Origin of the sequence: Pluralibacter gergoviae ATCC 33028 = NBRC 105706 (assembly GCF_001598855.1) — a bacterium.
Lineage (GTDB): Bacteria > Pseudomonadota > Gammaproteobacteria > Enterobacterales > Enterobacteriaceae > Pluralibacter > Pluralibacter gergoviae.
This window is the reverse complement of the sequence record NZ_BCZS01000014.1, coordinates 1-22,588: the sequence shown is the minus strand read 5'-3', so window position 1 is coordinate 22,588 and position 22,588 is coordinate 1. Positions and strand designations below refer to the sequence as shown.

The 22,588-nt window shown below is 57.4% G+C and carries 22 protein-coding genes; 11 read left to right on the top strand and 11 right to left on the bottom strand.

The genetic code is table 11. The features are described from left to right. The first annotated feature begins 1 nt into the window (after position 1). From ENGE1_RS14845 to rmf, 5 genes are all read left to right on the top strand, one after another. Complete coding sequence (locus ENGE1_RS14845) at positions 2–1,909, top strand: ABC transporter ATP-binding protein (protein ID WP_048252404.1); 1,908 nt, start codon at positions 2–4, stop codon at positions 1,907–1,909. A 17-nt stretch (positions 1,910–1,926) separates the two neighbouring features. Then, on the top strand, positions 1,927–3,180 hold the full coding sequence (gene pqiA / locus ENGE1_RS14840) for a membrane integrity-associated transporter subunit PqiA (RefSeq protein ID WP_048252405.1): 1,254 nt from the start codon (positions 1,927–1,929) through the stop codon (positions 3,178–3,180). A gap of 4 nt (positions 3,181–3,184) precedes the next feature. Next, entirely contained in the window at positions 3,185–4,819 is a 1,635-nt protein-coding gene (gene pqiB / locus ENGE1_RS14835) for an intermembrane transport protein PqiB (protein ID WP_043084746.1), read from the top strand. Next, entirely contained in the window at positions 4,819–5,391 is a 573-nt protein-coding gene (gene pqiC / locus ENGE1_RS14830; protein ID WP_048252407.1) for a membrane integrity-associated transporter subunit PqiC, read from the top strand. The genes pqiB and pqiC overlap by 1 nt, the downstream gene beginning before the upstream one ends. A 244-nt stretch (positions 5,392–5,635) precedes the next feature. After that, on the top strand, positions 5,636–5,803 hold the full coding sequence (gene rmf, locus ENGE1_RS14825) for a ribosome modulation factor (protein ID WP_043084742.1): 168 nt from the start codon (positions 5,636–5,638) through the stop codon (positions 5,801–5,803). A 79-nt stretch (positions 5,804–5,882) separates the two neighbouring features. On the opposite strand, the gene fabA is transcribed toward rmf, so the two are convergent. Together fabA and ENGE1_RS14815 are read right to left on the bottom strand one after the other, a co-directional pair. Further along, the gene (gene fabA / locus ENGE1_RS14820) at positions 5,883–6,401 is read right to left on the bottom strand and encodes a bifunctional 3-hydroxydecanoyl-ACP dehydratase/trans-2-decenoyl-ACP isomerase (RefSeq protein ID WP_043084740.1); all 519 of its coding nucleotides are present in this window, start codon (positions 6,399–6,401) and stop codon (positions 5,883–5,885) included. A 69-nt stretch (positions 6,402–6,470) separates the two neighbouring features. Next, positions 6,471–8,228, bottom strand: a complete 1,758-nt coding sequence (locus ENGE1_RS14815) for an AAA family ATPase (protein ID WP_048252408.1) — start codon at positions 8,226–8,228, stop codon at positions 6,471–6,473. Positions 8,229–8,398: 170 nt separating this feature from the next. Between ENGE1_RS14815 and matP the strand changes: the two genes are divergently transcribed. Further along, positions 8,399–8,851 (top strand): macrodomain Ter protein MatP, encoded by a 453-nt coding sequence (gene matP, locus ENGE1_RS14810; RefSeq protein ID WP_043086677.1) that lies wholly within the window; start codon positions 8,399–8,401, stop codon positions 8,849–8,851. A 60-nt stretch (positions 8,852–8,911) separates the two neighbouring features. On the opposite strand, the gene ompA is transcribed toward matP, so the two are convergent. Then, positions 8,912–9,970, bottom strand: coding sequence for a porin OmpA (gene ompA / locus ENGE1_RS14805; RefSeq protein WP_048252738.1), 1,059 nt, complete (start codon positions 9,968–9,970; stop codon positions 8,912–8,914). A 356-nt stretch (positions 9,971–10,326) separates the two neighbouring features. After that, positions 10,327–10,824: an SOS-induced cell division inhibitor SulA gene (gene sulA, locus ENGE1_RS14800; RefSeq protein ID WP_043084736.1), complete on the bottom strand. Its 498-nt coding sequence runs from the start codon at positions 10,822–10,824 to the stop codon at positions 10,327–10,329. 215 nt (positions 10,825–11,039) lie between these two features. Between sulA and ENGE1_RS14795 the strand changes: the two genes are divergently transcribed. Further along, positions 11,040–11,708, top strand: coding sequence for a TfoX/Sxy family DNA transformation protein (locus ENGE1_RS14795; protein WP_043084735.1), 669 nt, complete (start codon positions 11,040–11,042; stop codon positions 11,706–11,708). On the opposite strand, the gene yccS is transcribed toward ENGE1_RS14795, so the two are convergent. Both yccS and ENGE1_RS14785 read right to left on the bottom strand, forming a co-directional pair. Beyond that, positions 11,650–13,785 (bottom strand): YccS family putative transporter, encoded by a 2,136-nt coding sequence (yccS, locus tag ENGE1_RS14790; RefSeq protein ID WP_048252410.1) that lies wholly within the window; start codon positions 13,783–13,785, stop codon positions 11,650–11,652. The two genes, ENGE1_RS14795 and yccS, sit on opposite strands and share 59 nt — an antisense overlap. Before the next feature lie 18 nt (positions 13,786–13,803). Then, positions 13,804–14,250, bottom strand: coding sequence for a YccF domain-containing protein (locus ENGE1_RS14785; protein WP_045287976.1), 447 nt, complete (start codon positions 14,248–14,250; stop codon positions 13,804–13,806). A 124-nt stretch (positions 14,251–14,374) separates the two neighbouring features. On the opposite strand from ENGE1_RS14785, the gene helD reads away from it, so the two are divergent. Further along, positions 14,375–16,429, top strand: a complete 2,055-nt coding sequence (gene helD / locus ENGE1_RS14780; protein WP_048252411.1) for a DNA helicase IV — start codon at positions 14,375–14,377, stop codon at positions 16,427–16,429. A gap of 6 nt (positions 16,430–16,435) precedes the next feature. Here helD and mgsA read toward each other — a convergent pair whose 3' ends face one another. Then, complete coding sequence (mgsA, locus tag ENGE1_RS14775; protein ID WP_043084730.1) at positions 16,436–16,894, bottom strand: methylglyoxal synthase; 459 nt, start codon at positions 16,892–16,894, stop codon at positions 16,436–16,438. Between the two features lie 159 nt (positions 16,895–17,053). Between mgsA and ENGE1_RS14770 the strand changes: the two genes are divergently transcribed. Next, on the top strand, positions 17,054–17,467 hold the full coding sequence (locus ENGE1_RS14770) for a CoA-binding protein (RefSeq protein WP_048252412.1): 414 nt from the start codon (positions 17,054–17,056) through the stop codon (positions 17,465–17,467). 42 nt (positions 17,468–17,509) lie between these two features. Here ENGE1_RS14770 and hspQ read toward each other — a convergent pair whose 3' ends face one another. Beyond that, positions 17,510–17,827: a heat shock protein HspQ gene (hspQ, locus tag ENGE1_RS14765; protein ID WP_043086676.1), complete on the bottom strand. Its 318-nt coding sequence runs from the start codon at positions 17,825–17,827 to the stop codon at positions 17,510–17,512. A 64-nt stretch (positions 17,828–17,891) separates the two neighbouring features. After that, entirely contained in the window at positions 17,892–19,082 is a 1,191-nt protein-coding gene (gene rlmI, locus ENGE1_RS14760) for a 23S rRNA (cytosine(1962)-C(5))-methyltransferase RlmI (RefSeq protein WP_045287974.1), read from the bottom strand. Between the two features lie 93 nt (positions 19,083–19,175). On the opposite strand from rlmI, the gene yccX reads away from it, so the two are divergent. Continuing rightward, a complete protein-coding gene (gene yccX, locus ENGE1_RS14755; protein ID WP_043086675.1) occupies positions 19,176–19,457 on the top strand; it encodes an acylphosphatase in 282 nt (93 codons plus the stop codon). Here yccX and tusE read toward each other — a convergent pair. Beyond that, positions 19,454–19,783 carry a sulfurtransferase TusE gene (tusE, locus tag ENGE1_RS14750; RefSeq protein WP_045287973.1) on the bottom strand — a complete coding sequence of 110 codons (330 nt, stop codon included), beginning with the start codon at positions 19,781–19,783 and terminating at the stop codon, positions 19,454–19,456. The genes yccX and tusE overlap by 4 nt on opposite strands. Before the next feature lie 91 nt (positions 19,784–19,874). Next, positions 19,875–20,534, bottom strand: a complete 660-nt coding sequence (yccA, locus tag ENGE1_RS14745; protein WP_043084726.1) for an FtsH protease modulator YccA — start codon at positions 20,532–20,534, stop codon at positions 19,875–19,877. 273 nt (positions 20,535–20,807) lie between these two features. Here yccA and ENGE1_RS14740 point away from each other — a divergent pair, with 273 nt between their 5' ends. After that, positions 20,808–22,433 carry an ABC transporter substrate-binding protein gene (locus tag ENGE1_RS14740; RefSeq protein WP_043084725.1) on the top strand — a complete coding sequence of 542 codons (1,626 nt, stop codon included), beginning with the start codon at positions 20,808–20,810 and terminating at the stop codon, positions 22,431–22,433. Positions 22,434–22,588 lie beyond the last annotated feature (155 nt).

The following is a 22,588-nucleotide window of genomic DNA, read 5'->3' as shown; positions in this document are numbered from 1 at the left end:
GATGTCATTAATTAGCATGCACGGGGCGTGGCTATCGTTCAGCGACGCGCCGCTCCTCGATAACGCCGAACTGCATATCGAAGATAACGAACGCGTCTGCCTGGTGGGGCGCAACGGCGCCGGCAAGTCGACGCTGATGAAGATCCTCAACCGCGAGCAGGGGCTCGACGACGGGCGGATCATTTACGAGCAGGATCTGGTCGTCGCCCGTCTGCAGCAGGATCCGCCGCGCAATGTCGAGGGTACGGTCTACGACTTCGTGGCCGAAGGCATTGCCGAACAGGCCGTCTATCTCAAGCGCTATCACGATATCTCGCAGAAGGTGATGACCGACCCGAGCGATAAAAACCTTAATGAGATGGCGAAGATCCAGGAGCAGCTCGACCACCACGGACTCTGGCAGCTGGAAAACCGCATCAATGAAGTGCTGGCCCAGCTGGCGCTCGATCCCAACGCGGCGCTGGCGTCGCTCTCCGGCGGCTGGCTGCGCAAGGCGGCCCTGGGCCGGGCGCTGGTGTCGGCCCCGCGCGTGCTGCTGCTGGATGAGCCGACTAACCACCTCGATATTGAAACCATCGACTGGCTGGAAGCGTTCCTGAAGACCTTTAAAGGCACCATCATCTTTATCTCCCACGACCGCTCCTTTATCCGCAATATGGCGACCCGCATTGTCGACCTCGATCGCGGCAAGCTGGTGACCTATCCGGGCAGCTACGATCAGTATCTGCTGGAAAAAGAGGAGGCGCTGCGGGTTGAAGAGATGCAGAACGCCGAGTTCGACCGCAAACTGGCCCAGGAAGAGGTGTGGATCCGCCAGGGCATCAAGGCCCGCCGCACCCGCAACGAAGGGCGCGTGCGCGCCCTGAAGGCGATGCGCCGCGAACGCAGCGAGCGCCGGGAGGTGATGGGCAGCGCCCGCATGAACGTCGAGGAGGCGAGCCGCTCCGGCAAAATCGTCTTCGAGATGGAGGACGTGAACTACCAGGTTGACGGCAAAGTGCTGGTGAAGGACTTTTCCGCTCAGGTACAGCGCGGGGACAAAATTGCCCTTATCGGCCCCAACGGCTGCGGGAAAACCACGCTGCTGAAGCTGATGCTCGGCCAGCTGCAGGCCGACAGCGGGCGCATTCACGTCGGCACTAAGCTGGAAGTGGCCTACTTCGATCAGCACCGCGCCGAGCTGGACCCGGAGAGAACGGTGATGGATAACCTCGCCGAGGGCAAGCAGGAGGTGATGGTTAACGGCAAGCCGCGCCACGTGCTGGGCTATCTGCAGGACTTCCTGTTCCATCCGAAACGTGCGATGACGCCGGTGCGCGCGCTCTCCGGCGGGGAGCGTAACCGCCTGCTGCTGGCCCGACTGTTCCTCAAGCCCAGCAACCTGCTGATCCTCGATGAACCGACCAACGATCTCGACGTCGAGACGCTGGAGCTCCTTGAGGAGCTTATCGACGGCTACCAGGGGACCGTCATGCTGGTGAGCCACGACAGGCAGTTTGTCGATAATACGGTGACCGAATGCTGGATCTTTGAAGGCGGCGGCCGGATCGGACAATATGTCGGCGGCTATCACGATGCGCGCGGGCAGCAGAGCCAGTCCCTGGCGGCAAAAGCGTCATTTGAGAGCAAAAGTAGCAAACCGGCTGAGCCGAAAGCAGAAACTGTCAAACGAAGCAGTAACAAACTAAGCTATAAACTGCAGCGCGAGCTGGAGCAACTGCCGGAACAACTTGAAGTTCTGGAAGCTGAGCTGGAAAAACTGCAGTCGCAAGTCGCAGATCCCTCTTTCTTTAGCCAGTCGCATGAGCAGACCCAACAGGTGCTGGATGCGCTAGCGCAAGCTGAAAAAACGCTGGAAGAGGCGTTTGAACGCTGGGAGTATCTTGAGGCGTTAAAAAATGGCAGTTAATTATCAGAGGAAAGTGCATGTGCGATCATCATCATGCCGGGCAACGCGTTTTGTGCCCGCAATGCGATATGCTGGTGGAGTTACCGCACCTCGATCACGGTCATAAGGCATCGTGCCCGCGCTGCGGCACGACGCTAACCACCCAATGGGACGAGCCCCGGCAGCGTCCCACTGCCTATGCGCTGGCAGCGCTGTTTATGCTGCTGTTGGCGAATCTCTTTCCTTTCGTCAATATGAATGTGGCGGGATTGAGTAGCGAAATTGAGCTGATGCAGATCCCCACGATACTGCTTAGCGAAGACTATGCCAGTCTTGGCACCTTTTTCCTGCTGTTTGTTCAGCTGGTACCGGCTTTTTGCCTGGTCGCCATTCTTCTGCTGGTTAACCGCGTGCCGCTGCCGCACGCGGTGCAGAAATTTCTGGCCCGCTGGCTGTTCCAGCTGAAAGCCTGGGGTATGACCGAGATCTTTATGGCCGGCGTGCTGGTGAGCTTCGTTAAGCTGATGGCCTACGGCGATATCGGCGTCGGAAGCAGCTTTATTCCGCTCTGTCTGTTTTGCCTGTTGCAGCTGCGGGCATTTCAGTGCGTTGACCGCCGCTGGCTGTGGAATGATATTGAACCGATGCCAGTACCCGCCCAGCCGCTGAAGGTTGGCGTCACCGGCATCCGCCAGGGGCTGCGCGCCTGTAACTGCTGTACGGCGATTCTGCCCGCCGACCAGCGGATCTGTCCGCGCTGCGGGGCCACAGGACACGTGCGCAAGAAAAATAGCCTGCAGTGGACGCTGGCGCTGCTGATCACCTCTGTGCTTTTTTACTTTCCTGCCAATATTCTGCCGGTGATGGTCACCGATCTGCTGGGGACCAAAATGCCGTCAACCATTCTTGCCGGCGTGGTTCTGCTGTGGAGCGAAGGCTCCTATCCGGTCGCGGGCGTCATTTTTATCGCCAGTATTATGGTCCCGACGCTGAAAATGATCGCTATCGGCTGGCTTTGCTTCAGCGCCAGCGGCCGGGGGCGGCGCGACAGCGAAAAAATGCATCTCATTTATGAAATCGTTGAGTTTGTTGGCCGCTGGTCAATGATCGACGTTTTCGTTATTGCCGTTTTGTCTGCGCTGGTGCGCATGGGAGGATTAATGAATATCTATCCGGCCATGGGCGCAGTCATGTTCGCGCTGGTGGTAGTGATAACCATGTTCTCTGCCATAATTTTCGATCCGCGCTTGCTGTGGGATCGTGAGCCAGATTCAAGCCATGAGGAAAAGTAGCAGCATGGAAAACAACAATGGAGAGGCCAAAGTGCAGAAGGTCAGGAACTGGTCGCCGGTGTGGATTTTCCCCATCGTCACCGTTCTGATCGGTGCCTGGATCCTCTATTACCACTATAGCCATCAGGGCCCGGAAGTGACCCTTATCACCACCAATGCTGAAGGCATCGAGGGGGGGAAAACCCGCATCAAGAGCCGCAGCGTTGACGTAGGCGTGATCGAGACCGCAACACTGACCGATGATTTAAACCATGTTGAGATCAAGGCACGCCTTAATTCCGGCATGGAGAAACTCCTGCACGGCGATACTGTTTTCTGGGTGGTCAAGCCGCAGATCGGGCGCGAGGGCGTGAGCGGACTGGGTACGCTGCTATCTGGCGCCTACGTTGAGTTGCAGCCGGGAAGCAAGGGTGAAGAGCCGAAGCGCTATCAGCTGCTTGACTCCCCGCCGCTGGCACCGCCTGATGCCAAAGGCATTCGCGTACAGCTGGAAAGTGACAAAGCCGGGCAGCTCTCGCCTGGCGATCCGGTACTGTTCCGCGGCTATCGCGTGGGCTCTGTTGAAGCCAGCACTTTTAACCCGGAAAAACGCAATATCACCTATCAGCTGTTTATCAATGCGCCCAACGATCGTCTGGTCACCACTAACGTGCGCTTCTGGAAAGACAGCGGTATTGCCGTCGATCTCTCTTCTTCCGGGATGCGCGTAGAGATGGGTTCTCTGTCGACGCTGTTCGGCGGCGGCGTCAGCTTTGATGTGCCGGAAGGGCTCGATCTCGGTCAGCCGGTGGCAAATCAGACGGAATATCATCTGTTCGACGATCAGAAGAGCATCCAGGACTCTGTCTTTACCGAGCACGTTGATTACGTGATGTTCTTTAAAGATTCGGTGCGCGGCCTGCAGCCGGGGGCGCCGGTAGAATTCCGCGGCATCCGACTTGGTACGGTTGCGAAAGTGCCGTTCTATATTCCTGGCCTGTATCAGACGCTGAATGATGACTACCGTATTCCGGTGCTCATCCGTATTGAACCGCAGCGCCTGGTAAGCCAGCTCAGAGAGCACGCGGACATTCGTAAGCATTTCAGTGAACTCATCGATCGCGGTATGCGCGGCTCGCTGAAGACCGGTAACCTGGTCACCGGCGCGCTGTATATCGACCTCGACTTCTATCCGAAGGCCGATAAGCCGAAGTACAGCGAATTCGGCGGCTATCCGCTGATCCCAACCGTAAGCGGCGGCCTGGCGCAAATTCAGCAGCGGCTGATGGATGCGCTGGATAAGATTAATAATCTGCCGATCAATCCGATGATGCAGCAGGCCACCAGCACGCTGGCGGAAAGCCAGACCACGCTGAAGCATCTGCAGACAACGCTGGATAATCTGAACAAGATAACCGGTAGCCAGTCGATGCAGGACCTGCCTGCAGACATGCAGAAAACGCTGCGCGAGCTGAATAGCAGCATGAAGGGCTTCCAGCCCGGCTCAGCCGCCTATAACAAGATGGTGGCGGATATGCAGCGTCTGGATCAGGTGCTGCGCGAGCTGCAGCCGGTACTGAAAACGCTCAATAATAAGAGCAACGCGCTGGTGTTCGAAGCTAAGGACAACAAAGACCCACAGCCGAAGAGGGCGAAATAATGAAAAAGTGGCTACCGCTCGTTGTAGCGTGCCTGCTGTCCGCGTGCAGCAGCGGTGAAAATAAAACCTACTACCAGCTGCCGGTGGCGCAATCCGCACCGGCCACGCACGGCGCCTTCACCCAGGGACAGGGAAGCCGCTTGCTGTGGGTAGAGCAGGTTTCTATCCCTGATTACCTCGCCGGCAACGGCGTGGTGTACCAGACCAGCGACGTGCAGTACGTGATCGCCAGCAATAATCTTTGGGCCAGTCCGCTCGATCAGCAGCTGCGCACGACGCTGGTGGCAAACCTGAGCAGCCAGATGCCGGGCTGGGTAGTGTCTTCCCAGCCGCTGGGTAACGATCAGGATGTCCTCAACGTCAGCGTCAACGGCTTCCACGGGCGCTACGACGGACGAGTCATCGTCAGCGGAGAGTGGCTGCTTAATCACAATGGACGCCTCATCAAGCGGCCGTTCAATATTGAGATGAAGCAGCAGCAGGACGGTTATGATGCGATGGTGAAAGTGCTGGCCCAGGCGTGGGCGCAGGAGGCGAGCACGATGGCGCAGGAAATTAGCCGCCAGCCATAAGTAAAATTCATGATGCTCAACGCCGCCGCGCCAGCAATAGCGCAGCGGCTTTTTTTTGGTTTGCCGACAGCGGCTTGACGTTATATATCCGATTCAGCGCGCGTTGATAGCTCACAAATATGACACTGGCGTGAATTTTGCGCATTGACGATCGGCGTAATTCGCGTTATTGGTTATATGTGGTTGCGCAATAAGTAACCACTGTTTTCTTTTCCACCAGATAAAAGAATGAGGGAAACGAGGCATGAAGAGACAAAAACGTGATCGCCTGGAACGGGCACATCAACGTGGGTACCAGGCCGGCATCGCTGGCAAGTCGAAAGAAATCTGTCCCTATCAGACCATCAATCAGAGGTCGCACTGGCTGGGAGGCTGGCGGGAGGCCATGGAGGACAGGGCAGTAATCGCCTGATGCTGTCTCTTTAGAAACAAGAAGCCTCCGTACCGGAGGCTTCGCCGTATTCAACCACTGATACGTTCAGTGTGCAAAATCAGAAGGCCGAGGTGTCCTGGAACAAGCCCACTTTAAGGTCGTTTGCCGTGTAGATCAGGCGGTCGTCAACCAGCACTTCGCCATCTGCCAGGCCCATAATCAGCCGGCGGTTAACAATGCGTTTGAAGTGGATCCGGTAGGTGACTTTTTTCGCCGTAGGGCGTACCTGGCCGGTAAATTTAACTTCGCCCACGCCCAGCGCGCGGCCTTTGCCTTCGCCGCCCAGCCAGCCGAGATAGAATCCTACCAGCTGCCACATGGCATCCAGTCCCAGACAGCCTGGCATCACCGGATCGCCGATGAAATGGCAGCCGAAGAACCACAGGTCCGGATTGATATCCAGCTCGGCTTCCACGTAGCCCTTATCGAAATTGCCGCCGTTTTCCGTCATTTTGACGACGCGGTCCATCATCAGCATATTGGGTGCCGGTAACTGCGGGCCCTTGGCGCCAAACAGTTCGCCGCGGCCGGAAGCAAGAAGGTCTTCTTTTGTATAGGATTCGCGTTTATCTACCATGTTTTCAGTAAGCCTTATTTTGAGTTCGCGTCGCAGGATAGCTAACACGTGTACGCTGAACAAGTCCGATCAGTTTGCACCAAACAAGTTCAGCCAGCGCAGCGCCCACGGGCGATGACGGTCTTCCTGCTGATTCGCCTGAGCGATTCGTTCCTGAATAGTCTGCAGCAGGGTAGTTTGACCTTCGCCATCCCAGGCGAGACCGGTCAGTAACTGTAATGCATCGGCAACATCATCAATGGCCCAGAGGCTGAATTCACCGGCCTCCACGGCCTGCTGAACCTCCTGAGAGAGGCTGAGGTGGCGTACGTTAGCCGCCGGAATGATCACGCCCTGTTTGCCCGTCAGGCCGCGCTGCTGGCAAATGGCAAAGAAGCCCTCAATTTTTTCATTCAGCCCGCCGACCGGCTGCGTGCGGCCAAACTGATCGACGGAGCCGGTGATTGCCAGGCTCTGGTTGATCGGGACCTGCGCCAGCGCGCTGACCAGCACGCACAGCTCAGCCATGGAGGCGCTATCGCCGTCCACTTCGCTGTAGGACTGCTCGAAGGTGAGCGAGGCGGAGAAGGGGAGCTGCTGGTCGAGGCCAAGCTCCGCCATCAGGAACGCCTGCATGATCATCATTCCCTTGGCGTGGATATTGCCGCCGAGTTCGGCCTTGCGCTCAATGTCCATGAACTCCCCGTCGCCGAAATGGACCACGCAGCTGATGCGCGACGGTTCGCCAAAGGCGCGCGGATGGCCGGGAAATTCGATCACCGACAGGGCGTTAATCTGGCCGATCTGTTCACCGTCGGTTTCAATCAGGATCTGATCGAGCAGGATCTCATCCTGCATACGTTCAGCCAGGTAGCCTTCGCGCCACTGGCGCTGGGCAAGCATCGTTAACAGCTGCTCCGCGCTGAAGCGCTCGCCTTCACAAAAGGCGGCGGCTTCGCGAAGCTGGCGGCCCAGCCAAAGCGGAGAGAGGGGGAGCGTCTGCTGGTCGCCGGTATAGCGCGCGGCTTCCTGAATGAGGGGCAGCCAGGCGTCGGCATCAGGCCCCGGAAGCGAAAGCGCGCGCGCGGCCTGCCACACCCACTGGCACCAGCGCTTCAGGTCATCTTCATCAACAACCTGCAGATTGTCTTCATATTCACTGTATAGCGCACCTTCGGCCAGCTCCGGCTCCATTTCCTGGAAATCGGCCAGCGCGTCGCGATCGCCCAGCAGGATAAGCTTAAAGGAGAGCGGCATGGACGGTACGGAGACCGGCAGCGGGCGCGATTCGTCCCAGGAGAGCCAGTCAAAGCGGCCGCGGGTAAGGATACTCTTCAGCCGCATCAGCATCAGCGGCTGCGCCAGCAGGGCGCGCAGGGAGAGGATCAGTACGCCGCCGTTGGCCTTGTGTACCAGACCCGCTTCAAGGGTTATCTTGTCGTTAAACTGGCGCAGGCAGCCAAAGAGCTGTTCTGGCTCAACCCAGTCGGCCTGAACGACGGGGCCGCTGCTGGCAAAATTGTCGCTGGGCTGCTGCGCGGGCCGCATTTCGATGCGTTCGCCGTCCGTGAGATAGCTGACGCCAGAGAGGCTGGCGCCCGATTGACGCAGTTTATCCACGTACCCTGACAGCAAATTAAGGTAGTCCGGCTCTTCCGGGGCTTTTATCAGAAGAAGATCGGCGATACTCTGCGGATAGAATAATTGTTCAAGGGCATAGTGCAGGCGCGGCTGCAGGTCGCCCGCGAGGGAATCGGATTCGGCGGCCAAATCAGGCTGGGTAAACAGCGCCTGAAACGCCCCGGTGTCAGGAGCAATATCGCGCCGTAAAAGTTTAGTCGTGGTCAAAGTCGCTGTTTTTTGTCAGATGTAAAACCCGCGATTATACCTTAACCTGCCATTGAGCACACGTTGATTAGCGGGCATGTTACTGGCATCGGCACGGGCAGATTTCTTATCAGCAGATTAAGGAAAACCTGTTATCCTGAATGGGGTTACACGGTCACATCGGGATCGCAATGAAATATCAACAACTGGAAAACCTTGAAAGCGGCTGGAAATGGAAGTATCTGGTGAAAAAGCATCGCGAAGGCGAGCTGATTACCCGCTACATTGAAACCAGCGCTGCCCGTGAGGCGGTAGACGCGTTGCTGACTCTTGAAAATAAGCCGGTACAGGTCAATGACTGGATCGCTGAGCATATGAACCCGGCCCTGCTTAACCGCATGAAGCAGACAATCCGCGCCCGTCGTAAACGCCATTTTAATGCCGAGCACCAGCATACGCGTAAGAAGTCCATTGACCTGGAATTTATGGTCTGGCAACGCCTGGCGGGCCTGGCGCAGCGCCGGGGAATAACGCTTTCAGAAACTATCGTCAAGCTGATTGAAGATGCGGAAAATAAAGAGAAGTACGCCAGCAAGATGAGCACGCTCAAGCAGGATTTGCAGGCGATGCTGGGCAAAAAATAGCTGTTTCAGGCAATAAAAAACCCCGCAGAGCGGGGTTTTTTTATATCTGAAGAGATGAACTTAAGCCTGCGGCTGAGTTACAACGTCTTTCAGACCTTTAACTTCGATTTCTACGCGACGATCCGGTGCCAGGCAGTCGATCAGCGCAGCGCGCGCTTTCACGTTGTCACAGGTGTTACCGGTGGTCGGGTTGGATTCACCCATACCGCGTGCAGAGATCTTGTTAGACGGGATACCTTTAGATACCAGGTAGTCAACAACAGACTGAGCACGTTTCTCGGACAGACCCTGGTTGTAAGCGTCGGAACCGATACGGTCAGTGAAGCCCAGAACGACGACGGAGCCATCTTTCGGGTCGATGTTGCTCAGCTGGGTGTACAGCTGATCCAGTGCCTGCTGGCCTTCCGGCTTCAGGGTAGATTTGTTGAAGTTGAACAGAACATCAGACTTCAGAGTGAAGTGCTTGGTCTGTACTTCCGGAGCCGGTGCCGGAGCCGGGATCGGAGCCGGAGCTTCGTCCTGACCGAAACGGTAGGAAACACCTACGCTCAGCATGCCGTTGTCCGGGCGAGTACCGATTTCGCTATGGTCACCGATGTTGTTGGTCCACTGGTATTCCAGACGGGTAGCGATCTGCGGGGTGATTGCATATTCAACACCACCAGCGAAGACCGGTGCTACACCAGTGTCGTGGTCTTTATGACGACCTGTTGCGCTGTTGGAAGTGGTGTCAGCACGGTATACCATGCCGCCCAGACGGGTGTAGATGTCCAGATCGTCCATAACCGGGTAGCTAAGTTTAGTGGTCAGCTGAACGCCCTGAGCTTTATAAGCACCGTTCTGGCCGCCGTTAGCGTAGTTACCTTTGTATTCCATACGGCCCAGCCAGTCGTAGCCCAGTTCAAAACCAACGTACGGGTTTACCTGGTAACCACCGTAGGCACCTGCACCCAGCTGATTTTCGTGGGTCGGACCGTTGTTGTTGATGAATCCAGTATCGTGATACTGAGACCAGCCCAGTTTACCACCAGCATACCAGGTGTTATCTTTCGGAGCGGCCTGCGCTACGGTAGCGAAGCCAGCCAGTGCCACTGCAATCGCGATAGCTGTCTTTTTCATTTTTTGCGCCTCGTTATCATCCAAAAATCGCCATGAAAGTCCATCTAGGAGTTCACGGTTAAATCCTTCACCCGGGGCGTGACCTAATATAGATTGGTACGCCGACATTTCGGCTTAAGCCGATCACCCCTGGCGATGTAAAGTCTACAACGTACTTAGAAACTTACAAGTGTGAACTCTGTCAGGCATATGAAAAAAAAGGGGTTGTATACACATTATTTAACATTTATGTTGAATTTTTGTTCGGCACATTATGCTGGAAGCCGCGCGGCACAAGCCTTCTCAGAAAAAAGGCATCACAGAATAAAGGGTTGTGATGGCCGCAAAAAAAAGTCCAGGAAAACTCCTAAATTAACTCAATGAAACAAATTTGTGTGAATTTTTTGGCCAAATTGCTGTCTGGCGGAAAGTGGGGCTGTCGCAATTGGACGCATTATGAAACCTACGGCGCTGCCTTCTTCCGCGGCACTGGCCAGCCGAAGATGCTCCTCTTCCGTTAAGGAGTCTGATACCCAGGCAATCACGACGCTGTAATTACCTGTACGCAGCGCGCGTATCATCGAGTCCAGTGTATTTTCCGAAGCCATTTGACTCACCTGCATTACCTTTGACAGGGGGAGGCCGGAAGCTTCTACCCACTGGCGGCTCAGCTTCTGCTGTGGGGTGAGCCACAGCTGCCAGCGAGATTGCTGACCCAGCTGCTGCAATAAAGGTAGCAGAAGAAGTTGAGTCATCATTGGCCGATCCGCACGATAAAGCACTTCACTGATAAGCCCGGTAGCGTGGTCCTGTGCCCCGTGAGCCGCTACGGCTGGTGGCATAGCGATGCGATTTGCCTGACCTGAAGTGTACATAATGTGTCCCGCCTTGTGTGTTACTGTATGTATGTACAGTATACCCAGGCAGACTAAAGATCAACCTCATTTTCTGAAAGCGACTCGCAAATTTGCGGCTTACCGCTGCCGCAGCGCAACTTACACTTGCCCCATCAGGGGAAGTTACTTATTTTCCTCGTGAGGGGTTCCTCTATAGCGTTTTACTTCTATGTACATGATTAAAGGGAATAATCATGAAAAGTATATCTTACGGCAGGATCAATAAGTCTGTGGAATGTTTGTCATCGCTGGGTGATGTGCAGCACCGCGCGCTGTTCGGTGGATATAGCCTCTCTATCGACGATACGGTATTTGCAATGGTGATGGAGGGCAAGCTCTACCTGCGGGCCTGTGAGCAGAGCGCGGCCTATCACGTCTCGCGGCCAGATAAACTGTTAACCTTTAACCGGCGGGGGAGAGCCGTGTCGCTGAATTACTATCTGGTGGATGATGAATTATGGCGTAACAGGCCGCTGCTGCTGAGCCTCTCTGCGCTGGCGCTGGAGAAAGCGCAAAAAGACAAGTCTAAGCGGCACGTGCGGCGAGGACTGCGAAGTCTGCCGAATATTACCTGGTCGCTTGAGGTGCTGCTGCTTGAAGCCGGGATTGTGGACGAAAAGATGCTGCAAGCGCTGGGCGCGGCGGCAGCGTGGTATCGCCTGCGCCGGATCCGAAAAAACCTCAGCGCCAGCGTACTGCTGGCGCTGGAGGGGGCGATTACCGGCATGCACTCGGCGCGGATCCCCGAGGCAAGGCGCCAGCATCTCCTCGACTGGGCGAAGATGCTGGCAGAGGGGCGGCCATTTATTCAGCCGCGGGAAGCACCTGCTGCTGAAGACGGCAAATCTCCGGCAGAAGGCTGAGCATCAGCCCCAACTGCTGAAGCACCAGCGGCGCTTTTGACTCTGAGCCCGGCTCAATGGTGCGAATACGAACCAGTAATTCCGCCAGCGCGGACTGTACGCGCGTTTCGCTATCGCGTGGATGATGAAATGCATCATCCACGTAGCAGACCGCATCGTCGAGGAGGTTCAATATTGTGGTATCGCTTAACTTCTCCCTGTGCGCCCCCAGCGCCGAAATATAGCTGGTAAAGGTGTGGTTCAGGCACAGCAGCCGGAAGGCGACTTCCCGCATCTCGCCCGTAGCGTGCGGCTCCGTGGACAGATTCGATACTACAGACGCCAGTTCCGCATCGCGGTTGTAAGCGTCGCGTCGGGCAATGCGGTATGCCAGTCGGTTATCCCGCCCCTGGTGATACTGTTCGAGGATCGCATCCAGGTAGCGGCAGTTAGCGTCGATCGCCCGGTTCAGCACGATGGGAAGATTGCGGAACTTCCAGTCGGGCCAGATAAAGCTCACCGCGGCCCAGGCGATAAGGCAGCCTATCAGCGTGTCGAAAATACGCGGCAGGGCCACCTCAAAGCCTTCACCCAGCAGGTTAAAGCAGAGCAGCACCAGTAAAGTAATAAACATCGTGGCGTGCGCGTACTGAATGTTGCGAAAGGCAAAGAACAGCACGCCGGTGAGCACGATCAGCAGCAGTTGGCCCTCGACGGAGGGCACCAGCAGCAGTACCGGGAGCCCGACCGCGACGCCAATCAGCGTGCCGATGACTCGCAGCGCCAGCCGGTGGCGCGTAGCGTTGTAGTTAGGCTGACAGACAAACAGGCTGGTCAGCAAAATCCAGTAGCCGTGCTGCAGGCCGGTGAACTGAATAAAGGTGTAGCCCGCGCAGAGCACCAGCGACATCCGCACCGCGTGGCGAAACAGCGCCGACTCTGGCGTAATATTCCGGCTGAGCCGCAGCCAGATGTCGCTGAAGCCCAGCAGGCGATCGTCGGCAAGCTGGGTCTCGCTGACGCTTTGCGGCAGAGCTAGCTGCTGCTCGGACTCAATAGTCGCCAGTTGGGCATCAATGGCGCGCAAATTATTAAGTAAAAATCCCAGCGCCTTGCGCTGCTCGCCGTCCGCCCCGGCGGCGGCAATCCGCTCGAGCGCGGCCTCAAGGTGGGAGAATGCCCGCTCAAAGTGAGCATCGTGCTGATAGGGCGTTCTGAGCAAAATAGCGCGCGACAGCTGCTGACAGGCCTGCGCCTGCATCGACAGCAGCCGCTGGAAGCGGAACATGATATCGCTGTAGCGAAACGCGTCGCGCAGCGGCTGATACTGAACGTGCGAGGAGCTGGCGCGCTCGTGGATATCCTGCGCCACAAAGTAGTAGTGCAGGGTGCGGCGGGTATTGCGCTGGCCGCGATCGCCCCGCAGGCGCGTAAGCAGCGAGGCTTTTGTCTGATTGAGCGTCGCTACCAGCTGGCCGTTGGCGATAGCAAGCTCGTAGAGCGGCGCCTGACCGTCCTCTTCAATATCCGGATCGAAAAGCCGCGACTTCAGCTCCAGATAGCGCGCCAGCTGGTCGTAGCTGCGGGCGAGATTATCCTGCAGGGGGCGGATCGGAAAGATCAGATGTCCGATAAGGGTCAGCAGGTTGTACCACACCGCTCCGGCAATCAGCAGAACGGGCTGCTGGTACCAGTGTGCGTAAAGCGACACGCCGAGCATGGTATAGATGGCGATGAGCAGGGCACCAAACGCGATGGTCGCGTAGCGCTGGCCGAGGCCGCCGAGCAGAATAAACCCGCTGGTTGAGAGGGTGAGGCCCAGCGCAAAGGCCCAGGGCCAGGGAAACAGCAGCTCAACAGAGGCTGAGGCGATAAAAAAACAGACCAGCGTGATGATCAGGTTGCGCAACCGCCCGCTCAGCCTGTCGTCCAGGTCGGTGAGCGCGGCGGCCACGACCCCAAGCGTCAGCGGTATGGTCAGCTTAACGTCGCCCAGCCACCAGGGCAGGGCGGTCGTACCGCATAACGCCATAAAGATTCTGGCATTATAAAGCCAGGTACTGTTACAGGTGTAGCGTCTTAACAGGGGGCTTAGCATGCTTAGCGACGATCCCGATTACTGAAAGCGGCCGCGGGCATTTGCTTCGCGCGCCGCCCTGGCGACTTCGACGGGAACGACCCGGCGCCCCACCGGCCACAGGGCAATGCCGGCAATTTTAAAGTTAGCGATGCCCACCGGGATACCGATGATGGTCACGCACTGCGCAATGCCGGCGAAGATATGGGTCAGGCAAAGCCACCAGCCGAACAGCACCAGCCACAGGATATTGAGGAACGTGCCGCCGGCGTTCATCACGCTATTTCTTTCCGCCGGATTCAGCTCGTCAACGTGGATAGCTTCGTTGCCGAAGGGGACAAAAGAGAGCTTGGTGATTTCCCAGCAGGAGCGGGTCAGCGGCCAGGTGACGATAAGCACAACGCTGACGGCGGTTGCCAGCAGCCAGCCGAGCGTCGTGGCGAAGCCACCGAGAACAAAATTCAAAATATTCAGAACGGTACGCATGTGACCTCAATTCAGTCCGGTTAAACAGAAGGCCTGCCAATTGTATCGGATTTTTAGGCTGGAGCACCTGATATCTGGCAGTTACACTGTCAGCATTCAGCGTCACTCCGGGATTTAGCAAAACATGGAACTAAGAGCAACCGCGCTTGGCAAGCGCATGGCCCAGCATCCCTACGACCGCGTAGAGCTTCTCAATGCGGGAGTCAAAGTCTCTGGCGATCGCCACGAGTACCTGATCCCCTTCAATCAGCTGACGGCGATCCACTGCCGGCGCGGCCTGGTATGGGGCGAGCTGGAGTTTGTTCTGCCCGACGATAAAGTGGTGCGCCTGCACGGCACGGAGTGGACCGACACCCAGCGCTTTCATCATCTTCTGCAGAGCCGCTGGCAGCAGTGGAGCGAAGAGATGAGCGCGATAGCCGCCGACGTGCTCAATCAGCAGCTGGCCGAAATCGCCAGCGTCAGCGCGCGCGGAAAATGGCTGACTCGCCGGGCGGTGGCCGATATCCGGCAAAAAATCCTCCACGCGCTGCAGGCGCTTCCCGTTCCCGTTAGCCGGCTCGATACGTTTGAAAACTGCCGCGAGCCGTGGCACGAGTGCCGGGCCTGGCTGGAAGACGTTGAGTCCAGCCGCCTCAGGCATAACCAGGCGTTTACTGACGCTATGCTGTCGCAGTATGCCGACTTTTTTAAAACCGTGGAGTCCTCGCCGCTCAATGATGCCCAGGCCCGGGCGGTGGTGAACGGCGAGCGCTCGCTGCTGGTGCTGGCCGGCGCCGGCAGCGGTAAAACGTCGGTGCTGGTGGCGCGGGCCGGCTGGCTGCTTGCCCGCGGCGAGGCGGCGGCGGAACAGATCCTGCTGCTGGCTTTCGGACGCAGGGCGGCTCAGGAGATGGACGACCGCATCCGCGAGCGCCTGCATACCGATGAGATCGGCGCGAAAACCTTTCACGCCCTGGCGCTGCACATTATCCAGCAGGGGAGCAAAAAGGTGCCGGCGATAAGCCGGCTGGAAAATGACGCTGCGGCCAGGCAGGCGCTGCTCGTTGGCTGCTGGCAGCAGCAGTGCAGCGAGAAAAAGGCCCAGGCGAAAGGCTGGCGGCAGTGGCTTGACGAAGAGATGGAATGGGACGTGCCGGAGGGCGACTACTGGCAGGACCCAAAGATAGTCCGCCGGATGGGCAGCCGTCTTGACCGCTGGGTATCGCTGATGCGTATGCACGGCGGCTCCCAGGCCGGGGCGATTGCCGATGCCCCGGAAGAGATCCGCGACCTGTTCAGCAAGCGGGTCAAACTGCTGGCTCCGCTGCTGAAGGCGTGGAAAACGGCGCTGAAAGAAGAGGGCGCCGTCGATTTCTCCGGGCTGATACATCAGGCCATCAGCATCCTGGAGAAGGGGCGCTTTATCAGTCCGTGGAAACATATTCTGGTGGATGAGTTTCAGGACATCTCTCCGCAGCGGGCGGCGCTGCTGGCGGCTCTGCGCAAGCAGAATACCCAGACTACGCTGTTTGCCGTCGGCGACGACTGGCAGGCAATCTATCGCTTCAGCGGCGCCCAGCTGTCGCTGACCACGGCGTTTAACCACTATTTTGGCGAGGGCGACTGCTGCGCTCTCGATACCACCTATCGCTTTAACGGGCGCATCGGCGAAATCGCCAACGGCTTCATTCAGCAGAATCCTCACCAGCTTGCCAAGCCGTTAAACAGCCTGCAGGCGGGTGATAAGAAGGCGGTAACGCTGCTGCCGGACGACAAGCTGGATGCGCTGCTGGATAAGCTCAGCGGTTACGCAAAGCCCGAGCAGCGGATCCTTATCCTCGCACGCTATCATCACCTCAGACCACAGGCGCTGGAGAAAGCCGCAACCCGCTGGCCGAAGCTCAGCATCGATTTTATGACCATCCATGCCAGCAAGGGCCAGCAGGCCGACTACGTTATCATTGTGGGGTTGCAGGCTGGGCAGGATGCTTTTCCGGCACCCGCGCGCGAGTCCGTCATGGAGGCGGCGCTGCTGCCCCAGCCGGAGGATTATCCGGATGCCGAGGAGCGACGCCTGCTCTACGTGGCTCTGACCCGGGCGCGCCACCGCGTGTGGCTGCTGTACAGCAAAGAGCAGCCATCGGCCTTTGTCGGGATCCTGAGCGATCTCGGCGTGCCGATGGCGCGCAAGCCCTGAGAGCGCTTATTTGAGGCGGGCTGCGAGGTAGCGCTCGTAGTCCGGGATCTGCACGTCCATTTCGACGCTGAATTTCGGGGACTGAATCAGCAAATCGGCGGTGGCGACGTTAGTGGCGACCGGGATATTCCAGAGCGTCGCCAGACGCAGCAGCGCCTTAACGTCCGGATCGTGCGGCACGGCGTTTAGCGGATCCCAGAAGAAGATCATAACGTCGATTTTTCCTTCCGCGATCATGGCGCCAACCTGCTGATCGCCGCCCATCGGGCCGCTGAGCATGGCGTTGACCTCAAGCCCGGTTGCCAGCGATACCAGGTTACCGGTGGTGCCGGTGCCAAAAAGAATATGCTGAGAGAGCAGAGACTGATGGCGCTCAACCCAGCCTTTCAGCATCTGTTTGCAGTGATCGTGCGCGACCAGGGCAATGTGCTTGCGGCCAGGGAGCGTGCGGGTAGTGAATTCCATAGTATATTCCCGAATGTAAGATGCAGACAGATTACTGAATACGGCCGGTGCTGCAAGGCGTTCGGTTAAAAATATCCTGCGTCAGGTCATGGTATTGGCGTTGCGGGCGCGTCGGATGGCCGGTTTGTCATACACTTTGCGAAACAGCAGGAGGAAAAGATGAATCAACACGATATTGCTGAAATTTTGAATGAGACCCGCACTATCGCCCTGGTGGGCGCCAGCGATAAGACGGATCGCCCCAGCTACCGGGTCATGAAGTATCTTCTCGATCAGGGATACCGCGTTATTCCGGTCTCGCCGAAGGTCGCCGGCACCACGCTGCTCGGTCAGAAGGGGTATGCAACGCTTGCGGATATCCCGGAGAAAGTCGATATGGTGGACGTTTTCCGCAATTCCGACGTCGCGTGGGGCGTTGCGCAGGAGGCAATCGCCATCGGCGCGAAGACGCTGTGGATGCAGCTTGGGGTCATTAATGAACAGGCCGCCGTGCTGGCCAGCGATGCGGGACTCAAGGTGGTCATGGATAAGTGTCCGGCCATTGAAATACCGCGCCTGGGGCTGGCCCGGTAAGCGGAGCTGGCTGCGGATTAAAGCGCCACGAATGGCGCTTTATTAATTACGCAACCGCGGCGCCTGCAGCTGCCGGCGGATGGTTTGCGCCAGTTCGTCCATAGAAGGCTGTTCGGGATGCTCGTCGTGCGCTTCGCCCCGCAGCTGGGCTTCGGCCAGGTAGGTGTGAACCGGCTGGCCGTCGTCGTCTTCCATCACAACGTGATACCAGGGGGCCGCCCGCAGCGCGTCGTTACCCGCGATCTCGTCTGCGTCGGGCGCCCCCAGCGAGTACTCCGGGTCGATGTCTACAATAACGCCCAGATACCCCAGCAGCGAGTGGCGCACCTGCTGGCCAATACCAAATTTGCTGGCAATCATCATAGTCACCTCCTGAAAAAAGATTGCTTACGTTCAATATGCAGGCGATCTTCTGTTTTTCAAGTCACATAACCCGGCAGGCAAAGCCTTTCAGATAGAGTCCTTCCGGGTAGGTAGCGATCACCGGATGGTCGGCGGCCTGGCGGAACTGCTCTATAAATTGTACATCACGCCCGGCGTCGACAGCGGCATCGGCGATGATTTTCTGAAATAAATCCGTGGTCATCAGGCCGGAGCAGGAGAAGGTCAGCAGCACGCCGCCAGGATTCAGCAACTGAATGGCGAGCATGTTGATATCCTTGTAGCCGCGGCAGGCGCCCTGCAGCTGGTTTTTATTTTCCACGAACTTGGGCGGATCCATCACGATGACATCGAACTTCTCGCCCTGGTCGCGGTACTTGCGCAGCAGCTTAAAGACGTCGTCGCGAACGAACTCAGCCTTGCTGAGATCCAGCTGGTTCAGCTCGACGTTTTTACGGGCCACGTCCAGCGCCTCCTGAGAGGTATCGACGCTGATCACCTGGCGGCAGCCGCCGATCAGGGCCGATACGGCAAAACCGCCGGTGTAGGAGAAGCAGTTCAGCACCCGCTTATCGGCGACGTAGCGCCGCGTCGCCAGCCGGCTGTCGCGCTGATCGAGGTAGTACCCGGTTTTGTGGCCGCCCTGAATATCCACCAGCAGCTTCATGCCGTGCTCTTCGATGGGCAGCAGGGCAGGCGGCAGCTCGCCGGTTACCGGACCCTGCGTCAGCGCCATACCCTCTTTCTTGCGCACGGCCACGTCGCTGCGGTCGTAGATGGCGCACTGCGGATAGAGCGACTGCAGGGCGCTGACGAGCGCCGCGCGCTGATATTCTGCTCCCGCGCTGAGCAACTGCAGCACCAGAAAATGACCGAAGCGGTCGATGGTGACCCCCGGCAGGCCGTCGGATTCACCGGCGATCAGGCGATAGCTGTCGAGCCCGTCTTTTTCCGCCAGCCAGTCGCGCCATGCCTGCGCCCGGCGCAGGCGACGCTCAAAAAAGGCAATATCAACGGCTTCATCGCTATCAAAGGTCCAGACCCTGGCGCGGATCTGCGAAGAGGGCGAGAAGGCGCCGCGGGCCAGCCATTTTCCCTGACTATCTACAATATCGACGGTTTCACCGAGAGAAGCTTTGCCTTCCATACGCGCCACGGCGCCGGAGAAAACCCAGGGATGGCGGCGAAGAAGGGATTTTTCGCGGCCTTTGGCCAACACTAAACGTACGCTCATAATTTGCTATTCTGACAATTCAATGAAAATGGGCGCCATTTTCCCACGTCAGGCGGGAAATGCAACGCGAAGCGGCAGGACGGGAGCATAATGATGGCACAGAGCAGTACGATGGCATGGGTTTACGGCAGGGTTCAGGGCGTTGGCTTTCGCTACAGCACTCGCCAGGAGGCCCTGAGGCTGGGGCTGACAGGCTACGCGCGCAATCTCGATGACGGCAGCGTCGAGGTGCTGGCCTGCGGCGGGGCCGAAGAGGTCGAAAAGCTTCTTAGCTGGCTAAAGGCGGGCGGGCCGCGCAGCGCCAGGGTTGATAAAGTTGTGACCGAGCCGCGCCAGGCCGGGGATATCCCGACCGGCTTCGATATTCGCTACTAGATACACTTTGCCGGCTTGGGCAGGCCGGCAATTTTGGTCGCCTGTTTGGCCGGCCCTTTCGGGAACAGGCGGTAGAGGTAGCGGCTGTTGCCTTTCTCTTCGCCAAACTTGTTGGCCATGGCCTTTACCAGCATGCGAATCGCGGGGGAGGTGTTGAACTCCAGATAAAAGTCGCGCACGAAGCGCACCACTTCCCAGTGTTCAGCGGAGAGCGTAATTGCCTCTTTTTCGGCAATCACCACCGCCAGCGCTTCGCTCCACTGACCGCTCTCTTTCAGATAACCTTCGTTATCTGTCTCTATCTCTTTACCTTCAAAACTCAGCATTTTTCTTCACGGTATCTGTCAAAAACGCCGCATTGTAGCAAAAAAGAAGGCCCCGCATAAGCGGAGCCTGGGGGTTTAGCGCGGGCGCGAATTAATCGCGGCTGGCAAAGCCGAGAATGCTCAGCAGGCTGACAAAGATGTTGTACAGCGACACGTAGAGGCTGACGGTGGCGCGGATGTAGTTGGTTTCGCCGCCGTGAATGATGTTGCTGGTCTCAAACAGAATCGCCCCGGACGAAATCAGGATAAACACCGCGCTGATCGCCAGATGGAGGGCAGGGAGCTGCAGGAAGATGTTCGCCACCATGCCAATCAGCACCACAACGATCCCGGCCATCAGCATCCCGCCGAGGAAGGACATGTCTTTGCGGGTGGTCAGCACGTAGGCCGAGCAGCAGAAGAAGACCAGCGCAGTACCGCCCAGCGCCAGGGCAATGACATCGCCCATGCCCGCCGACAGATAGGCATTGAGGATAGGGCCGAGGATATAACCCAGAAAGCCGGTGAAGGCGAAGGCGGCCAGGATCCCAGAAGGTTTGTTCGCCAGCTTATAGGTCAGGAACATCAGGCCGTACATCCCGACCAGCGTCAGGATCAGGCCCGGCGAGGGCAGCATCAGCACGGTGCTGGCCGTGGCGGTGATCGCAGAAAACGCCAGCGTCAGGCTGAGCAGGAAGTAGGTATTGCGCAAAACTTTGTGCGTGCTCAGCAGCGATGACCGGTCACGCGACGATGTAATAATACGATCCATGAGTCACTCTCTTATGATGACAGGTGTAATAACCGCTGAGAATAATGAAAGTTTTCAGACAGTACGAGGGGTTTTACCCATCTTTACCGATACCTCTGCGGGTTTAATAGATGATTATCCTGCAAATAATTTGCTTTTAAGGATGTTTGTCAATTTTACGGGCCTGAATCAGATCGCCGTCTTATAGGTGGTTGAAAATCATTGCCTTCTGTTGCCTGCGCCGCTAAGAGTGGTGGCGGTGTCCAGTATAAATAAAGTAATAAGGCATAGGATATGAAATCACTGCATCACAATCGCATTACGCTCACCTTGCTGGCAGCGGGACTGCTCGCCTCCACCTCTCTGCTGGCCGCAGAGGTTCCGCCGGGAACCGAACTTGCCGGTAAACAGGAGCTGGTCAGGAACAACGGCAGTGAGCCCGCCACGCTTGATCCGCATAAAGTTGAAAGCGACGTTGAGGGCAACATCATCCGCGATATCTTCGAGGGTCTGGTGGCCGTTCGCCCGGATGGCACCATAGAGCCGAGACTCGCAGAAACGTGGGAGCAGAAGGATAACACCGTCTGGACCTTCCATTTGCGACCCGGCATCACCTGGTCAGACGGCACGGCTATTACCGCCAACGATATCGTCTGGAGCTGGCAGCGGCTGGTGGATCCCAAAACCGTATCCCCCTACGCCAGCTACCCTGCCAATATGCACATTGTCCACGCCGCTGAAATCAGTCAGGGCAAAATGGCGCCTGACAGCCTCGGCGTAAAGGCGCTGGATGACCAGACCCTGCAGATAACGCTGACGCAGCCCAACGCCTCGCTGCTGCAGATGCTCGATCACTATGTGATGGTGCCCATCGATCCGGTCGTCGTGAAGCGCTTCGGCGATAAGTGGACTCAGCCTTCGCATATCGTGACCAGCGGCGCCTATAAGCCCACCCAATGGGTCGTCAACGAGCGTATCGTTGCCGAGCGCAATCTGCGCTACTGGGACAATGCGCATACGGTGATTAATAAGGTCACCTATCTGCCAATAGCGTCCGAAACGGCGGACGTAAACCGCTATAAGGCCGGAGAAATCGATATCGTTTATACGGTGCCTATCAACCAGTTTGCCCAACTGAAGAAAACGATGGGGAGTGAACTTAAAGTCTTTCCGCAGCTGGCAACCTACTACTACGAATTCAATACGACCAAAGCCCCGTTTAACGATCCCCGCGTGCGCATGGCGCTTAACCTGGCTCTGGACAAGGACATTATTGCCGATAAAGTGCTTGGCCAGGGGCAGCGCGCGGCGTGGCTTATCAGCCAGCCTGTCATCGGCGGCGTTACGCTTAAAAACCCGGACTACGCCAGCTGGCCGAAGGAAAAGCGCATTGAGGAGGCCAAAAAGCTGCTGGCCGCAGCCGGTTTTGGTCCGGACCATCCGCTTACATTTAATCTGCTGTACAACACCTCTGAGTCTCACCAGCGCATCGCCATTGCCGCAAGTTCAATGTGGAAGAAGAATCTCGGCGTCAACGCGAAGCTGCAGAATCAGGAGTGGAAAACGATGCTCGATACCATGCATACCGGTAACTTCGATGTGGTTCGCTATGCGTGGATTGCCGACTACGACGACGCGGCCTCCTTCCTCAATAATTTCCGCACCGGCGACAGCGAGAACACCAGCAAGTACACGAATCCGGCCTATGACGACGCGCTGAAAAACGCGGCTAAGACCGCCGATCTCGCTAAGCGTGGGGAATATTACCAGCAGGCGGAAGATCTGCTGGCGCGGGACGTTCCGGCCATTCCTGTCTATCACTACGTGCGCACCCACCTGGTGAAACCGTGGGTAGGGGGCTTTAGTTCCGACAAGTTGGGGTTCTACTACACCAAGGATATGTACATTCTTAAGCACTGATTATGCTGATAATCTGAACGTTACGTCGATATTTCAGGCAATTGAATGCCATTTGGCTGTTTTTCACGCAAACGAACATCTTCAGGCTTTACACAACGCCCGGGGATGTTTATAGTTCGCAGCACTTAGGAAGTGTGGCCGAGCGGTTGAAGGCA

Bases quoted from the DNA above. Each gene is read 5' to 3' on its own strand.
- ENGE1_RS14740 (WP_043084725.1), top strand. From the start codon at position 20,808: ATGAAATCACTGCATCACAATCGCATTACGCTCACCTTGCTGGCAGCG.
- mgsA (WP_043084730.1), bottom strand. From the start codon at position 16,894: ATGGAATTCACTACCCGCACGCTCCCTGGCCGCAAGCACATTGCCCTG.
- ENGE1_RS14785 (WP_045287976.1), bottom strand. From the start codon at position 14,250: ATGCGTACCGTTCTGAATATTTTGAATTTTGTTCTCGGTGGCTTCGCC.
- ENGE1_RS14845 (WP_048252404.1), top strand. From the start codon at position 2: ATGTCATTAATTAGCATGCACGGGGCGTGGCTATCGTTCAGCGACGCG.
- rmf (WP_043084742.1), top strand. From the start codon at position 5,636: ATGAAGAGACAAAAACGTGATCGCCTGGAACGGGCACATCAACGTGGG.
- ENGE1_RS14795 (WP_043084735.1), top strand. From the start codon at position 11,040: ATGAAAAGTATATCTTACGGCAGGATCAATAAGTCTGTGGAATGTTTG.
- rlmI (WP_045287974.1), bottom strand. From the start codon at position 19,082: ATGAGCGTACGTTTAGTGTTGGCCAAAGGCCGCGAAAAATCCCTTCTT.
- pqiA (WP_048252405.1), top strand. From the start codon at position 1,927: ATGTGCGATCATCATCATGCCGGGCAACGCGTTTTGTGCCCGCAATGC.
- ENGE1_RS14770 (WP_048252412.1), top strand. From the start codon at position 17,054: ATGAATCAACACGATATTGCTGAAATTTTGAATGAGACCCGCACTATC.
- yccX (WP_043086675.1), top strand. From the start codon at position 19,176: ATGGCACAGAGCAGTACGATGGCATGGGTTTACGGCAGGGTTCAGGGC.
- helD (WP_048252411.1), top strand. From the start codon at position 14,375: ATGGAACTAAGAGCAACCGCGCTTGGCAAGCGCATGGCCCAGCATCCC.
- fabA (WP_043084740.1), bottom strand. From the start codon at position 6,401: ATGGTAGATAAACGCGAATCCTATACAAAAGAAGACCTTCTTGCTTCC.
- hspQ (WP_043086676.1), bottom strand. From the start codon at position 17,827: ATGATTGCCAGCAAATTTGGTATTGGCCAGCAGGTGCGCCACTCGCTG.
- tusE (WP_045287973.1), bottom strand. From the start codon at position 19,783: ATGCTGAGTTTTGAAGGTAAAGAGATAGAGACAGATAACGAAGGTTAT.
- sulA (WP_043084736.1), bottom strand. From the start codon at position 10,824: ATGTACACTTCAGGTCAGGCAAATCGCATCGCTATGCCACCAGCCGTA.
- ompA (WP_048252738.1), bottom strand. From the start codon at position 9,970: ATGAAAAAGACAGCTATCGCGATTGCAGTGGCACTGGCTGGCTTCGCT.
- pqiB (WP_043084746.1), top strand. From the start codon at position 3,185: ATGGAAAACAACAATGGAGAGGCCAAAGTGCAGAAGGTCAGGAACTGG.
- yccS (WP_048252410.1), bottom strand. From the start codon at position 13,785: ATGCTAAGCCCCCTGTTAAGACGCTACACCTGTAACAGTACCTGGCTT.
- matP (WP_043086677.1), top strand. From the start codon at position 8,399: ATGAAATATCAACAACTGGAAAACCTTGAAAGCGGCTGGAAATGGAAG.
- pqiC (WP_048252407.1), top strand. From the start codon at position 4,819: ATGAAAAAGTGGCTACCGCTCGTTGTAGCGTGCCTGCTGTCCGCGTGC.
- yccA (WP_043084726.1), bottom strand. From the start codon at position 20,534: ATGGATCGTATTATTACATCGTCGCGTGACCGGTCATCGCTGCTGAGC.